This is a genomic window from Anaeromassilibacillus sp. An200, assembly GCF_002160025.1.
Taxonomy (GTDB): Bacteria; Bacillota; Clostridia; order Oscillospirales; family Acutalibacteraceae; genus Caccousia; species Caccousia stercoris.
In genome coordinates this window covers 1-14367 of sequence record NZ_NFJU01000055.1, presented here as the reverse complement: position 1 = coordinate 14367, position 14367 = coordinate 1, and the positions used below count along the sequence as shown (strand labels likewise).

Below are 14367 nucleotides of genomic sequence, written 5' to 3'. Positions count from 1 at the left end.
CCTGTCGTAGAACAGTTCCTCAGTATAGGAGGGATACTCCACCTTATTCAGTTGGTTCAGCGGGTCATAGTGGTAAAGGGTCTCACCTCCCAGCTGACGTTTCAAAGTGTGGTTTCCGTTGCCGTCGTAGGCGTGGCCTCATGTTTATATACACAAATCCCCGAAAGCCGCATAAACACTGAACTTTTTAACCATCATCAAAAAACAGAATATCCCTATAACCACACTGAAAACGCCTTTTGACGGCTTCCCAGCCGATCACGGGGCGTTTTCTGGTGTCCGGCGTATCGTTTCCACGGTACGCCATTTTTTATGCCCAAATTCAGAAAGGAGGCGACGCCATGTATTTCACATCCGGCGGCGACCGCGCCTTTGAAAGCCTCATGCAAGGCAAGCCCGGCTTCGATCACTACGACAGCGGCGACGCCGGAGCGCCGGAGGATTGCGGCGACTGCCGTTTTTACCGCCCCGACTGGAAATACCAGTTTTGCGTGTATGCAGAGTGCCCTTACCAGCCGGGCAAGCTCACCGCCCTTGACGCGGTGAAATTTCGAGTGAAAGGAGTTGACGACGAGATGGCAGTTTTTCGCGTGGAGAAAAACCGGGGCTACACGGTGATGCATCGCCGGGCCTCCCTCTTTTTTCTTTGCCCGTATCGTTGCGTTTTGGCGGGGTGTGATTGATAATGGAGTCAGAAACGAGGTGATGGCTGATGCTGACGTTTGAAAATGTCTTGACTGTGTTTCGTGATTACCTGCGGCAAGACCCGGAGGAAGAAGTCCTTCCATGCAGGCGCGGCTACGTTCGGATAAGCTGGAACAGCGATTCCCGCTACTGTGTGGACGGCGTCCTCTGTCGAACCCCGGAGGAACTTTTTGATCTGTTGCTGCAAGATTACTGGGATTTCGAGCTGATCCGCCGGACGCAGGGCCGCAGGGAGGCCACCGCATCGGACGAAGAAGCCGTAGACGAACTGTGCCAGCCATACTTGGACTGGCGAAAGGAGGCGCTGAAATGAGAGCGGTGCTGTTTATTTTGAAATTGGTGCTGAAAATCCTTGCCGCGCCGGTGGTGCTGGCGCTGATGCTGTTCACCTGGCTGTGCTTCGGGCTGCTGTATGTGTCCAGCTTTATCTTCGGCTTGGCCTCCACAGTGGTGGCGCTGCTGGGGATCGCGGTGCTTGTGACCTACTCGCCGCAAAACGGCGTAATCCTGCTGGTGATTGCCTTCCTGGTCAGCCCGCTGGGCCTGCCGATGGCCGCCGCCTGGTTGGTGGGTAAGGTGCAGGACCTGCGGTATGCGATCCAGGACGCGGTGTACGGTTGAATTGGAAGCGAAGAATTGCCGGGAGGGATTGCCCGGCAATTTTTTGACTTTACTTTCGTGCTAATTTCGCGTATAATATTAGCATGAAAGGAAGGTGAAGAACGTGAGCCAATTTCAACAGCTGGACCAGCTGATGGAACGTCAGGACGGAATGCTGCGCACCGGGCAGGCCCTCGCGGCCGGGATCTCAAAACCTGTTTTTTATCAATTCGTGCAGTCTCGCGGGCTGGAACAGGCGGCGCATGGGATTTACCTTTCCAAAGATGCTTGGGTGGATGCCATGTATCTGTTGCACTTGCGCTGTCCACAGGCAATCTTTTCCCATGAAACAGCGCTGTTTTTCCATGACCTGACCGACCGGGAGCCGCTGGCCTATTCCATTACGGTCAAGACGGGCTACAATCCGACCCGGCTCAAGGACGAGGGCGTTCAGGTCTTTACCATCAAGGCGGAGCTGCATGAGGTCGGCCTGACAACCGCGCAGACCCCCTTCGGTCACGATGTGCCGGTATATGATATGGAACGGACGATCTGCGATGTGCTGCGCAGCCGGAGCCATATCGAGATGCAGACATTCCAGGACGCTTTGAAAGCGTATGCTCGCCGGAAAGATAAGGACCTGCGGACGCTGGTGCGCTATGCCAAGCTGTTCCGGGTCGAGAAGATTTTACGCCAGTATTTGGAGGTACTGCTATGATAAAGACAGCCAGACAGCTGAAAGATTTGATCCGTAACCTGTCAAAGAAAAATGCTGCGGATGCGCAGGTTTTGATGCGCAACTATATGATGGAGCGTTTTCTTGAACGTATTTCTCTTTCCTCATACCGGGACAAGTTCATCCTCAAGAGTGGTATGCTGGTGGCCGCGATGGTCGGTCTGGACGCCCGCTCCACGATGGACCTGGACGCAACGGTCAAGGGGGCCAACGTCAGCGTGGAGGATGTGGAGAACATGATGGCCGAGATCATCGCCGTTCCCATTGACGACGGCGTTACCTTCCAGGTGAAAAGCATTTCGGAAATCATGGATGAAGCGGAATATCCCGGCATTCGGGTGACGATGACAACGCTCTTTGACGGGGTGCGCACCCCGCTGAAAATCGACATTTCTACCGGCGACGCCATCACCCCTAAAGAGGTGCGGTACAGCTTCAAGCTCATGCTGGAGGACCGTTCCATCGACGTTTGGGCCTATAACCTGGAGACCGTGCTGGCCGAAAAGCTGGAAACCATCATCACCCGGACCACGACCAACACCCATATGAGCGATTTTTACGACATCGCCATCCTGCAACAACTCTATGGCAGCACTCTGGACCCGCACGTTCTCCATGACGCGCTTCTGGCGACAGCCCACAAGCGCGGCACCGAGCGCCATCTGGCCGAGGCCGCCGAAGTCTTTGATGAAGTGGAGGCCAGCCCGGTCATGCAGGACCTGTGGGTGGCCTATCAGAAAAAGTTTTCCTATGCGTCCGACCTTGGCTGGAATACGGTCATGGCTGCGGTCCGTCAGCTGTTCGCTCGTTGCGAGGGCACGGCATGAAAAAGCGTGGACACTACTGCAAGGTCTGTGGCGAGTATAAGGCAAACAAAAAGTTTTCCGGCAAGGGTCACGCCGCGCACATTTGTAAAACCTGCGCCGCCCTCCCGCCAGAAAAGCAGGCGGAAGAAATGGCACTTACCCGGCTGGTCAACCTTCCCTGGCGATTATCCAAAGAACAGCTTTCGTGGTTGAAGAAACGGATGAAAGACCGGCGGGATGCCGTGCGGACCTTGGCGACGGAACAATATGAAATGCGGTTCCCGCCCAGGATAGAACTGGATGAATTGGAAGATGACTTTGAGGAAGATTTCGATTTTTATATGGACGAGGAAACTGATATAGAGTAAACCGATGCGGTCTGTGATAAGCAGGCCGCTTATTTTTTGGAAAGGAGGCGGACCCCACATGGCCACCACCCGCATTATACCGCTGCACACCGGCAAGGGCCGCACGGTCGGCAAGGCGATCAGCGATATCATTGGTTATGTAAAAAATCCAGAAAAGACCGACCACGGCAGGCTCATCACCAGCTACCAGTGTGACAGCCGCGTGGCCGATGCGCAGTTCCTGCTGGACAAGCAGACCTACGCCGCCCGCACCGGCCGGGTGCGCGGTGCGGACGATGTGATTGCCTACCACCTGCGGCAGTCCTTTGTGCCGGGCGAGATCACGCCGGAGGAAGCCAACCGGTTGGGCGTAGAGCTGGCCCGGCGATTTACCAAGGACAAGCACGCTTTCATCGTCTGCACCCACATTGACAAGGCTCACGTCCACAACCATATTATATGGAACTCCACCACGCTGGAGTGTGACCGCAAGTTCCGCAACTTTTGGGGCAGCACCCGCGCCGTCCACCGTCTGAGCGATACCATCTGCGTTGAGAACGGTTACTCCATTGTGGAGGCTCCCAAGCGGCGCGGCCAGAGCTACAACAAGTGGCTGGGTGACGCGGCGAAGCCCTCCCACAAGGAGCAGCTGCGTCAGGCCATTGACCGGGCACTGGCGCAGAAACCGGCCAGCCTGGAGGAGCTGCTGCGCCTGTTGGAACAGGACGGCTTCACCGTTCACCGGCGCGGAAAAAACATCTCCATCGGCGCGGAGGGCTGGGGCAACAATGTCCGCTTTGACCGGCTGGGGGACGGCTACACGCTGGACGATCTGTTGGCGGTCCTCTCCGGCCAGAAAGAACATACGCCCCGCAAGCAAGCCGTCCCGCAGGCCGCTCCGCCGAAGGTCAATCTGCTGGTGGACATCCAGGCAAAACTCCAGGCCGGAAAAGGTGCCGGGTACGCCCGCTGGGCCAAGGTGTTCAACCTCAAGCAGATGGCACAGACCCTCAACTACCTGTCCGAACATGGGCTGCTGGATTATGCCGATTTGGAAACCAAAACAGCAGAGGCGACGGCCCGCTATAATGCGCTGTCCGATCAGATCAAGGCCGCTGAGAAGCGCATGGCCGAGATTGCCGTGCTGCGCACCCACATCGTCAACTACGCCAAGACCCGCGAGACCTATGTGGCCTACCGCAAGGCCGGGGATTCAAAGAAATTCCGGCAGGAGCATGAGGAGGAAATCTTGCTGCACCAGGCCGCCAAGGAAGCCTTCAACGAGCTGAATGTGAAGAAGCTGCCCACCATCAAGGAGCTTCAGACCGAGTACGCCCAGCTACTGGCGGACAAGAAAAAGGCTTACGGTGAGTACCGGCAGGCCCGCGCCGCCATGCGGGAGCTGCTGACGGTCAAGAATAACGTGGATCGGGTCCTGGCGATGGAGCAGACCGAGCCGCAACAGAAAGAAAAAGACCACGGCCAGCGGTGAGCTGGTCGCAGTCAAAAGCGTTCACAAGAACGCGCAGCCACAGATTGAAAATCTGTGTTCCAAGGGGGCTTGGGGGACTTCCCTCAACAAGCGCGTGGGGCTATCTGGATAGCCACAGGCATCGCTTGCCAGGATTATCGGAAATTTCTGATAATTGTGGTTATCAGAAAAATATCTTTATCAGAAACAGGAACAGAAAACCTTAAAATCACAAGGAAAAATGAAAAATAGTTTCTGATAAAAAAGCCGGGGATGGCCATGTGCTGTCCATCCCCCAATCGGTCACAGAACAGAATATTTCTGATAAAAATCCTCCCTATCTCAGCCCAGTTAACTTCTTCAGCATTTCTTCATCTGTTACTGTATATCTCGCGGAATTCAATTTAGAATAAAGCGGATTATCCTGCGGTGTAGACGCTTCAATCGCTCTACGCTTATGCTCCGTATCTGCATGAGCATAAATTTGAGTGGTCTCCAACTGTGAATGTCCCAGCCATTGGGATATGAGCGTCAGATCCATTCCTTCCTGGTAGAGGTGCATTGCCCGGCTGTGGCGGAACAGATGCGGGTGGACATTGGGAGGGATTTCCTTGCAAACTTGTCGCGCCTGCTCACCATATTTTTGGAGTAAGTATTGAGCCGTCCGGGATGTGAGCGGATGTTTTTCTCCACGTATCACAGAATAGAACAATGTCACATCCTCCTCTGAAACATTGTCCGCATGAAACTCCAGCAGGTACTTCTTCAAATGCTGGGCTGTCTTTTCCATCAAAGGAACAACTCTGGTTTTGTGCCCTTTTCCAAACAATGTGACTTTGGGCAGAGGTCCCAGCTGTATATCGCTCAGACGAATGTTCAGCATTTCCTGGACCCGAGCCCCGGTATCATATAGCAGGATCATAAAAAAACGGTCGCGCAGTCCTTTGGAGGTAGTTGCATCCGGCTGTTCAATAATCGCGGTAATTGCAGCCATGCTCATATATTCCACCGCAACTGCTGTGTTGTCAGGCTTCTTAAACGGGATCTTCTTCAGCTTGTTGAGTCCGGCAATCAGTGTCACATCGTGGTCGGCTGCGTAACCCATAAAAGCACGGAGCGCAGCAAACCGGGCATTGCGAGTAGAGACAGAGCATCCTTTTTCCGTTTCAAGGTATTCAAGGAAAGAGAGGATTGCATCTGCTGTCAAATGTTCAAAGGTTATCTGCCCCAGCGGTATCTGCTCATGTTCTTTGATGTAGTCCAGCAGTTCCTCCAATGCCTTCCGGTAAGATCGGACCGTATTGTGACTGACATTGCGCTGTTTCGGAAGATATATTTTCAGATAATCATGTACCAGCGGAAACAGTGTGTTCTCTCCTGACCTCATCATTCTGTCACCTCCGGGAACATGACGTTAAACTTATCCCAGTCAATCGCGGAGGACTTTATGATGTTTTCTGGGAGGACATGGATGTAGTACGCTGTTTCAGAAAGGCAGTTGTGCCCCATATATTCACGAAGGAACGGGAGCATGGCCATCAGGTTTTCCCCATTGTCGAGCCAGCGGTTTAGGCAAGCCGAAGCGAAGCGGTGGCGGAGATCATATACGCGGACTTTCCTTGGATATTTCCCAGATAGGTCTGCATGGGACCATGCTTTGTTAAAAGCAGAATGCACTGTCTCCGCAGCCAGTGCGCCACCATTCGCAGACGGGAAGAAGTATGGGTTTTCACCGCAAAAAAAATTCCGCCGCTGCCCATACTTTCGGGCAAACGCCAGCATATCATCGGACATGACCACAAAGCGTTCCTTGTTGCGCTTGGTGTGGGTGATGAGAATTTCCCCAGTCTCTAAATTGACATTTTGCTCCAGCAGCTCCCGCCCTTCATTCGGGCGCAAGCCGCAGGTATAGATGAGTCGGAACAATACAGGTGCTGTTTCATTCAAAAAAGGTTCCTTTTTCGTAGGCGGAAGCTGGTCAATAAACAAGGATAGTATGCCTATTCAGGTTATTCGTTTCAAGGCTAAGCAAATTTAATTCTCCAAATTCGTAGTACATATCTCCGTTTTCATCAATCTCTGCCTCATCCTTATACCAAGCACCTGTGCGGAAAGTTTGAATTATAGTTCTTTCATCATTTGTAAAACCATAATTGGCATCTTCTCCATATAAATAATCGGAATCATACAAAAGCTTGAGTTGGTTATTTGCAATTTCAAGTAACGCGAAACCTTCTTCACTTTCACCCGAAAAATAGGAAAAGATCACATATCTTTGGGACGGAGATAGCAACAACGATCCGCCACCATAATTGCCAGAAAGATGTGAGAACGGCAAAGTTTCTTCTACTCCACTATTTGAGACCAAGAACAGTGAAATATCATCTTCATCATGTAAAACAATTCTTCTTCCATCTGCTAAAGCTACATTACTCACCAAATCATCCATAAGATTATACCTCCAATTTTGGTTTTTTACTTTAATTTTTAAGGAAAATATAGCATAAAACAGTAAACAATTCCAATTGTTTTGTCCTGTTTGCGGTATTGCCTGCCCCGCCAATCGGTTTCCGGTAGAAGCGGTCAGCCTGATCCAGCGGAACGGATCACGGAAAGACAGCGGGAAGCTGCCGGGAGTCCATGTTGTGGGTGCAGCAGATGCTCCAGGCCGTGCTTATCAAATTCCATTATAGTGGGGTTTGGGATCTTCTTCAATCCTGCTTTGGGGGCCTGGGACCTCTATCGGCCTGTCAGCAGAGAAAGAGGGCAGCCAATTTCTCGGCTACCCCTGGCTGACAGGTTATCCATTTAGTCTTTCACTGATAATTTCATACTGTTCAAGTAATACCACCTCAATTTATCTTGGGCATCCATCTCGCAGGAGAGAGAAGCCCTGATTTCTTTGTTGCTTTAATTAAATTTCTCTTGCTCAAATTTACCATTAGCAAAACAATTTCTTAATATTAGCTTGCCATCTTCATTAAAACTGCAACTATAACTATTTAGTCGATCTTTTGAAATATAACTATAAGATTTTATTTTTCCATTCTCGTAAAATTCAAAGCAATCTTCCACAAGTACTCCATCTTGATACTTTGAATATAATTCTATACCTCCATTTGGGTATAATTCATAGTAAAGCCCAGTAAATGGTTTGCCAGCATAGTAGAGCAATGAAGAATCAGGATCAGAATAATCAAAACCGTTTTCATCATTATACGCATCTTCACTTCCTTCAATCGCACCATAGGAAATCAATTCGCCCAAAGTTAAAGGTGTGGGCATTTGATTCGCAATAAAAGGATTATAAGGATTTTTCTGTTTCATGTATAATGAGTTCTCCTTTTTCAACCTGTATGGAATCTCTGTGTGGCACCATGCAGGATGGTTACACAAAATTAAGGATAGTTTATATTCTCCATTATCGTCTTTTTAAGAAAAGTATAGCACAATACTGTGAACAAATCTATTTCATATCAGCTCGTCATTGCATATAGGAGCAGAACACCCTCTCCGGTGGGGGGGAGAGGGTACCTTTTTATCCACAGATCAAATCCTGTATCGCATATTTGAGGCCCTGCACTTGGCCCAGCAGCCAAAAGGCCAGCTTCGGCAGCCCAAATGGGCTGATAAGGAACGCAATCACCAGCAGAATCAGGCCGTTTTGTGGGGAGTATGCCACCAGGACAGCCACACCCAGCAGGGCAATCACTGTACTGAGAAGCCCCAGCACCAAGCCGGATACATAGACCAGCCCCACACAAGTCCAGATGGCCACGGTAAGCAGCAGCACCACCGGCGCGGCCACGATCTTCAGGAGCAGCTTCAATAGACCCAATATCATTCCCACAGAACGTCACCTCCAACTTGATTCTAAAGCCATTATGAAACAATCTCTGTCAAATGGCAAGGATACGGGCAAAAAGAAAAAGCGGAGGGAGGCGCGGCGAAAAGAACGCCGTTCCTCCCTCCGCAGATGGGGCATATACCCTTTACGAAAGTTTGGAGAGCTGGGACAGGATTTCCCTTACGCCCTCCCATAGCTGCTCCTGCCGCTGGGTTATATCCTCCAGGTCGGCATCGTAGATCCGCCCAATCTCATGCACCCGGCGGGTGAGCTGGTTCAAATTGTTGCTGCTCCGGCGCAGCAGGGATACCAGCTCCTTTAGCTCAGGCAAGTCCAGCTTTATCGTGTAGCCATCCAGGGCCATCTTCCGCAGATAGGCTTCCCGGTTCTTCGTCCCAAGTTGGGACATTTTCTGCTCGATCAGCGCCAGCTCCTCCGGGGAGACCCGGAAATTTACCTGCACATCCCGTTTGCGCTTTGGGCCACTCACCGTTCCGGCTCCCGTTTCTTATGGGCCGGAGCTTTGGGGGCTGCCTGTTTCGGCTCCTGTTTCAGATGTTCCCGGACAGAGGAACGGGGCTGGCGCAGCTCTTTCGTCCGGTCCTCACCGGCCAAAATGGTGGCATAGGTTCCGGGCAGCCCCTTTATGCCGGTAAAGGTCAGACTGCGGAACGGCAGGAGGTTCATCAGCCGGTCACAGGCGTCACTCCCCGCACGGTTCAAAAACTCCGGGGAAATACGGGCCATGTAGTGAGTTCCGTGGGGGCTGTTCGGCTCATCCGGCGCGCGCAGCTCCCGCAAAATCCGTTCCGCCTCGGCCTGAATGTCCTGCGCCGTCAAAGGCTGGCGGCGCAGGTGTTCCTCGCGCACCAGATCAATGAAGCCATCCAGCACAGCTGGGTGGCTGTTCAGCGCATAGCCACGGCGGACAGTATCGGAGTTGTAGTTGGGAATGGTCTTGGCCCATTCCTTGTTGCGGCGGGAGTAGCGACCATCCCAGTCCTGGATCTGGACGGTATTGGCCAGGACCAGCATCACCCGGTCCATGCCATAGGTCTGGATCACACCCCTGGCAGCGTCGTGGCTGAGATACATCCCGTCAAAGTGTTCCCGCACCGCCGCTTCAATGGCCTCCTTACACCGCAGATTTGCGTTGTTTGAGGCCCGGTACTGCTCCAGTTCCCCATGCTCTTTCGCATAGGCAGCAGAGTGAGGGTAAATAGCGGCCTTCCGCAGCTCCGCCTGGGCCTTGCACAAATCGTCGGCCTGGTTCTCGATACTCTCCCGGATCACATCCATGTAGCCGGTCTCCAGCTTCTCAAAATGGCGGTACACATCGGACAGCGGCGTGGGCGAATCCAACAGAGCTTGAGCCTGGGCGTCGGTCAGCTCCAGCTGCTCCATGGCCATTACGATGTCCTCCCGAACGGCGTACTCATAGGCATGGTTCAGGACTTCCGCAGGGGGCTGGCTTTTCAACCAGTCCCTGTACTTGTCCTGCTCGGCGGCCATCTTCTCATAGAGGGCCGTATTCAGATCGTTGGGTTTCATGTTATCGCACCTCCTGTTCGTTATACAAGAAAGAAACAATCTCCGTTTGGTTCGTCCGGTCTATCTGGTCTTGGTGTAGTAGATGGTTGATACTTCTCTGCCCGTGGTTGAATTGTTCATGATTTTCAAGTACAATAAAACAAATAAACTGGAGTTTTTAGAGGAGATATTGGGAATGGAACATGATATAAATTTAAACATTCATTATACTGCACCAAAAGAGGTTTGGGAAAAAATTGATACAGTATATTTGTCCATGCCATACTGGGCGGGAGATAAAAATGGGCCGCGATGGATGGGGAAAGACATAGATTTATGGGCCTCCGTTGAACCAAGCGGAATACAGATTGCTGGAACAATGCCTAATGATATTTGGGAAGGATGGTATGCTTTATTAAAAAAGCGATTAACAGAAGTTTTAGGATATGAAATTGGCGAACCCGAAGAAGGTTATGATTTTAAGTATTTTGACTAACTTCCCATTTAATGAGCAGTAGAAAGGACGGGCAACTTGCCCGTCCTTTTCTTATCGTTCCTGTTCGTGCTGCTTCGGTTTCTTTTCGGGGCTGCGTGGTGGCACCGGGCGTTTCAGGCTGTCCAGCACCGAGGGCCGTGCGCTTTTGGCAACCACAGTTTCCGGCTGGGCATGGCCCTTGCCGTCAATGTTCAACAGCGTATCCAGCTCCACCAAACGGGCGCTTTTGCTTTTCAGCTCGTCCTCATAGGGGAACGGCTTGCCCACTTCCTCTTTGGCGGCCGCCTGCTGCTGATAAAGGTTCGACAGCTGGTTTTGCACCGCCTCAAGGCGCTGTGTCATTTGTTGTAAACCGTCAAGAACGGCTTAGGGTCTTTACTGCATTCAAACAGAACCCATTGTTCCTGTTCTTCATTGTAGTGTGGAGAGGAATTTGCAATCAAGCATTCAATGATAACGCCATTATCCAATACTATGTGCAAATCATTCCATGGACTTAATGTAGTGGAAAGAACTGCACCACCAATAATTTCTGCGTGGAATTTTGCAACATTGAACCACTCATCATTGTTGGTGCTTTCTGATAGATCCCATGATTGATAATCTAAAGTGGTAACCAAAATATCGCTGTTTCTGATAATTCTTGCATATCCAGAAGCATGGAGAGCGAGCGGAGAAAAATCAAATGTTAATATCTCCGCTGTACAGCAAACATCAAGCAATCTTTTCCCCACTAATGAATGGATAAAATTCATCACTTTTCTTTCCATTTTCATGGCTTATACTCCTTTTGGTGTCCTTCTTAGTGATGAAATCGAAAAGTGTTTGGGATTCAAATAAACCGCTGCATCATCAATTTTCATCCGACTTTTCGGAAAAAACACAATGATTTTGATTTGTAGCTTTTTTCTATTCTTCATCGGCTTTTTCCTTTCTCCGCCCGCTGGCTGGAGGACGTGTCCAGAGGTTGGGGCAAATAACTAATGTAGTGCATGGACTTCTTGAAGTTGATGGTGTTGAGGACCTTGATCCGGTACGGCTCATAGATGACCTTGCCGCGCTTGTCCTTCATGGGCTTGCCGTCCTTGCCCAGCTTGGGTGCGCCGCGCTGGAGCATTTTCCCGCACTCCACCAGAATAGTGCCTTTAGGGTCCGTGACCACATAGGAGCTGTGCATCTGCATGAGGTTGGGCTTGAGCCAAAAGCGGGTCTTACCGGAACCGGAACCACCGATGATCAGCACATTTTTGTTTCTGGCAGTCTTGGGGTCCTTGGGGCGGCTGTTCATGGTCAGACTTTCGGTTTTCGTCAGAATCACATTGTTCTGGAACACCGGGTCGATGTAGGGCGCGATGTCCTCATGGGTCCCCCAACGGGCAGAGCCATACTCCACGCCATGCCGGTACTTCTTAGCATTTTTACTTTTGAGATACACGGCCAGTCGCAGGCCAGCGCCGCAGCACAGGCCCACCAGCAGGTCCAGGGGGTGCAGGCTAGGCCAGAAACTTTGCAGCGCCACAGGCAGCGTAGAGAAGAACGAGAGCATTTTTGCCGATGCATCCGCACCCACGGCTGTCCGCCACGCTTCTCCGAAGTTGGTGGCAAACAAGCCCATCAGGACATACGGCATATTCAGCAAAAGGAGCTTTTTGATGTCCAACTGCTTTTTCATCGTTCCAGCTCCTTCCGCTTGGTCCGGTCCACAACGGCGTGTTTCACCAGCTCTTTGAACTGGTTCAGTTTTGCCAGCACAGACGGGCGCTCTGTTTTCTCTGCCTTTTTGACCTTTTTGCCAGTATACTCCGTGAAAACGGCGGTCAGGGCATCGGTGTCTCGGCCCTTGAAGAAGATCAGGTACTTGGGCGGGGAGCTGCTGCGGTCCTTCTTCACCGCATAGTCCACACCGTATTTCCGGGCGATCTTCTCAAATTCCTTGATGGAGGGGTCGGTAATCTCAATGTTGGATACACCCTGGTTTTGACCGACCAGCTGCTTCACGGTCTGTTTGCCGTGGTGGATTACAGGGGCGTCCCGGCTTTTTTGCTTTTGCAGCTTCTTTTCCTTGCAGTATGCCATGTACTTGGCAATAGCGGCCTTAAACAGCCGACCCGTGAACTTTGTGCCGTTGACTATCAGCGTCAAAGTCCTGTTTTCTACTTCCTCCTGCATAGGTCATCGCCTCCTTCCTTCGAGTTTTGCAGGGGTGGTGTTTTCACTAAGGTGGAACCACCAACTGCCGCAGCAGATATTTCATCATGGCAGGCTCCTTTCAGCGCAGCTGATCGGAACGGTCATAGTACAGGTGGCCCTGACGCACCTTGGCATGGCTGAGAATCTTGATGTGGCCCTTTTCCTGACTCTCCAGGCTTTTCTTGTATCCGGCCTCCGTCAGAAACAGGCGGGTCCGTTCACCCTTCCAACCTACCGGGGAATCATTGCTCAGCACATCGAAGATAATCATGTGCCGGGTGTCCTCGGCAAACCGTTCCAAATCCATGTACTCATGGCCGTGATAGTTCTGCGCCCCAGCTTTGAGGCGCATTTCCTCCATCAGCTGACCCACCGTTTTTCGCTCTTGCATAGAGAAACCTCCTTTCACACGACCATCAGGATCACATCCCGCAGACCCGCAAAATACAGCTTGCCCTGGGGCGTTATCAGCGTGTAGGAACCGATATGCCCGTGGTTGCAGAAGTCCTTGACGCAGAACAGGCCATCGTTGGAGGGCTTTGCATAGGGCAGCACATTCCCAGCTGCCGTGCGGTACACAAACCGCTGCTCCAGCAGGAACCGGACAAACCGGCGCTCCGGCACAACCAGTTCTTTGGCGGTGGTGCGCAGGTTGGTGCTGTGTTGCAGGTCAATGAACAGGTCATAAAAGGCCGCCTTGCTTTCCAGCAGGGCGTTTTCCTTCCGCAGCGCCGCGTTTTTCTCGCGCTCGGCCAGCAGGTCGGAACAGAGCTTCATCATAGCCTCCGGGGAGGTGGCGATCTCCCACAGCTTTTCCTTGGTCATGTAGGCCCCGTGCTTGCGGATAGAGGGCAGCACCTCGTCGAATACCCAACGTTCAAACTGTTCCGCCGACGGCAGCTTACTATGGACGATCAGGCGGTAGACATCACCTTCAGAGATGAATGTCATGGTCTGATTTCCGCTGGTGGTGGGGATGGAACATTTCGTTCCACCCCTGGTATGATCGCGGACGGCCTTGCGGGGATTGGTATATCCCAGCGCAGCAGCTATATCCGTACCGCAAAACAACACCTTGTTGTCATGCTCCAAAGTGCGGATACTGCCAAACTCCGGGTTCTTGAAAATTTCCATCTGGCTCATTCTGTACCTCCTTGCGAAATTGTTTGGCGTAAAAAAAGCGGCCTTACCAGCCGCCTGCGTTCATGTCGTGATTGACTTGTGACGTGTAGTGATTGCTCATTGTCGTGGGCGCATTGAACAGCACCGTCAGCAAATACTGCTTCATGTTGTGGACCTCGGTGGTGTTTTTCTGCAAACAATCCATGACAAACTCAATGTGTGAGCTGTCCAGCTTCAAAAACCGGGAGCGCACTACTTCGTGGGGAAAGTCGCTGCCAGCAATCCGGGTGGTTTTGCGCTTGGCACAGACGGTTTCCACAATCAGCTCCACAATCTCGTCCAGATCCTCGCGGTAGGTATCGAACTCGCTGCACAGGTGGTCGTACTCGATGTTCTCCAGGATAAATTCCCGATAACTCTCTACCTCTGCCATCGGCATCGCATCCCTTCCTTTCCGTTCCGGCGGGTCTCCCGCCGCTGCCTCCCGGAAGGGAATAGAATCGGTACTTGATCCATG

At 51.8% G+C, this 14367-nt stretch carries 18 protein-coding genes and 4 pseudogenes; 8 read left to right on the top strand and 14 right to left on the bottom strand.

Annotated features, from left to right (window positions below; all coding sequences use genetic code 11):
- Positions 1–341: 341 nt before the first annotated feature.
- From B5F35_RS16275 to B5F35_RS16245, 7 genes and pseudogenes are all read left to right on the top strand, one after another.
- Positions 342–620: pseudogene (locus B5F35_RS16275) on the top strand (DUF6017 domain-containing protein); the annotation flags it as partial.
- Between the two features lie 92 nt (positions 621–712).
- Positions 713–1018 carry a hypothetical protein gene (locus B5F35_RS16270; RefSeq protein WP_087242614.1) on the top strand — a complete coding sequence of 102 codons (306 nt, stop codon included), beginning with the start codon at positions 713–715 and terminating at the stop codon, positions 1016–1018.
- Positions 1015–1326 carry a CD1845 family protein gene (locus B5F35_RS16265; RefSeq protein ID WP_087242613.1) on the top strand — a complete coding sequence of 104 codons (312 nt, stop codon included), beginning with the start codon at positions 1015–1017 and terminating at the stop codon, positions 1324–1326. The genes B5F35_RS16270 and B5F35_RS16265 overlap by 4 nt, the downstream gene beginning before the upstream one ends.
- A gap of 103 nt (positions 1327–1429) precedes the next feature.
- Positions 1430–2023, top strand: a complete 594-nt coding sequence (locus B5F35_RS16260) for a type IV toxin-antitoxin system AbiEi family antitoxin domain-containing protein (RefSeq protein ID WP_087242612.1) — start codon at positions 1430–1432, stop codon at positions 2021–2023.
- The gene (locus B5F35_RS16255; RefSeq protein WP_087242611.1) at positions 2020–2868 is read left to right on the top strand and encodes a nucleotidyl transferase AbiEii/AbiGii toxin family protein; all 849 of its coding nucleotides are present in this window, start codon (positions 2020–2022) and stop codon (positions 2866–2868) included. The genes B5F35_RS16260 and B5F35_RS16255 overlap by 4 nt, the downstream gene beginning before the upstream one ends.
- Positions 2865–3215, top strand: coding sequence for a hypothetical protein (locus tag B5F35_RS16250; RefSeq protein ID WP_087242610.1), 351 nt, complete (start codon positions 2865–2867; stop codon positions 3213–3215). Before B5F35_RS16255 ends, B5F35_RS16250 begins: the two co-directional genes overlap by 4 nt.
- Before the next feature lie 58 nt (positions 3216–3273).
- Positions 3274–4686 (top strand): relaxase/mobilization nuclease domain-containing protein, encoded by a 1413-nt coding sequence (locus B5F35_RS16245; RefSeq protein ID WP_087242609.1) that lies wholly within the window; start codon positions 3274–3276, stop codon positions 4684–4686.
- Between the two features lie 316 nt (positions 4687–5002).
- On the opposite strand, the gene B5F35_RS16240 is transcribed toward B5F35_RS16245, so the two are convergent.
- The 7 genes and pseudogenes from B5F35_RS16240 to B5F35_RS16210 form a co-directional block, all read right to left on the bottom strand.
- Positions 5003–6055: a tyrosine-type recombinase/integrase gene (locus B5F35_RS16240; protein ID WP_087242608.1), complete on the bottom strand. Its 1053-nt coding sequence runs from the start codon at positions 6053–6055 to the stop codon at positions 5003–5005.
- Entirely contained in the window at positions 6052–6612 is a 561-nt protein-coding gene (locus tag B5F35_RS16235; protein WP_162611460.1) for a tyrosine-type recombinase/integrase, read from the bottom strand. The genes B5F35_RS16240 and B5F35_RS16235 overlap by 4 nt, the downstream gene beginning before the upstream one ends.
- 31 nt (positions 6613–6643) lie before the next feature.
- Positions 6644–7114: a hypothetical protein gene (locus B5F35_RS16230; protein ID WP_087242606.1), complete on the bottom strand. Its 471-nt coding sequence runs from the start codon at positions 7112–7114 to the stop codon at positions 6644–6646.
- Between the two features lie 461 nt (positions 7115–7575).
- Positions 7576–7992, bottom strand: coding sequence for a toxin-antitoxin system YwqK family antitoxin (locus B5F35_RS16225; RefSeq protein WP_087242605.1), 417 nt, complete (start codon positions 7990–7992; stop codon positions 7576–7578).
- A gap of 211 nt (positions 7993–8203) precedes the next feature.
- Entirely contained in the window at positions 8204–8503 is a 300-nt protein-coding gene (locus B5F35_RS16220; RefSeq protein ID WP_087242615.1) for a CD1845 family protein, read from the bottom strand.
- Between the two features lie 154 nt (positions 8504–8657).
- Positions 8658–9002 (bottom strand): plasmid mobilization protein, encoded by a 345-nt coding sequence (locus tag B5F35_RS16215; protein WP_087242604.1) that lies wholly within the window; start codon positions 9000–9002, stop codon positions 8658–8660.
- A gap of 359 nt (positions 9003–9361) precedes the next feature.
- Positions 9362–10063: pseudogene (locus B5F35_RS16210) on the bottom strand (DUF3849 domain-containing protein); the annotation flags it as partial.
- Between the two features lie 175 nt (positions 10064–10238).
- Between B5F35_RS16210 and B5F35_RS16205 the strand changes: the two are divergent.
- Complete coding sequence (locus tag B5F35_RS16205; protein ID WP_087242602.1) at positions 10239–10538, top strand: hypothetical protein; 300 nt, start codon at positions 10239–10241, stop codon at positions 10536–10538.
- Between the two features lie 51 nt (positions 10539–10589).
- Here the strand turns inward: B5F35_RS16205 and B5F35_RS16200 are convergent.
- The 7 genes and pseudogenes from B5F35_RS16200 to B5F35_RS16170 all read right to left on the bottom strand — a co-directional run.
- A pseudogene (locus B5F35_RS16200) lies at positions 10590–10895 on the bottom strand (hypothetical protein); the annotation flags it as partial.
- On the bottom strand, positions 10877–11314 hold the full coding sequence (locus tag B5F35_RS16195; RefSeq protein ID WP_087242600.1) for a hypothetical protein: 438 nt from the start codon (positions 11312–11314) through the stop codon (positions 10877–10879). The gene B5F35_RS16195 and the pseudogene B5F35_RS16200, both read right to left, overlap by 19 nt.
- Before the next feature lie 209 nt (positions 11315–11523).
- A pseudogene (locus B5F35_RS16190) lies at positions 11524–12210 on the bottom strand (type IV secretory system conjugative DNA transfer family protein); the annotation flags it as partial.
- Positions 12207–12707, bottom strand: coding sequence for a PcfB family protein (locus B5F35_RS16185; RefSeq protein ID WP_087242599.1), 501 nt, complete (start codon positions 12705–12707; stop codon positions 12207–12209). The gene B5F35_RS16185 and the pseudogene B5F35_RS16190, both read right to left, overlap by 4 nt.
- 100 nt (positions 12708–12807) lie before the next feature.
- The gene (locus B5F35_RS16180) at positions 12808–13119 is read right to left on the bottom strand and encodes a DUF5720 family protein (RefSeq protein WP_087242598.1); all 312 of its coding nucleotides are present in this window, start codon (positions 13117–13119) and stop codon (positions 12808–12810) included.
- 14 nt (positions 13120–13133) lie between these two features.
- Complete coding sequence (locus B5F35_RS16175) at positions 13134–13871, bottom strand: BRO family protein (RefSeq protein ID WP_087242597.1); 738 nt, start codon at positions 13869–13871, stop codon at positions 13134–13136.
- A 43-nt stretch (positions 13872–13914) separates the two neighbouring features.
- Positions 13915–14367 (bottom strand): DUF6017 domain-containing protein (locus B5F35_RS16170; RefSeq protein ID WP_242969564.1); only part of this gene is annotated, 453 nt, incomplete at its 5' end.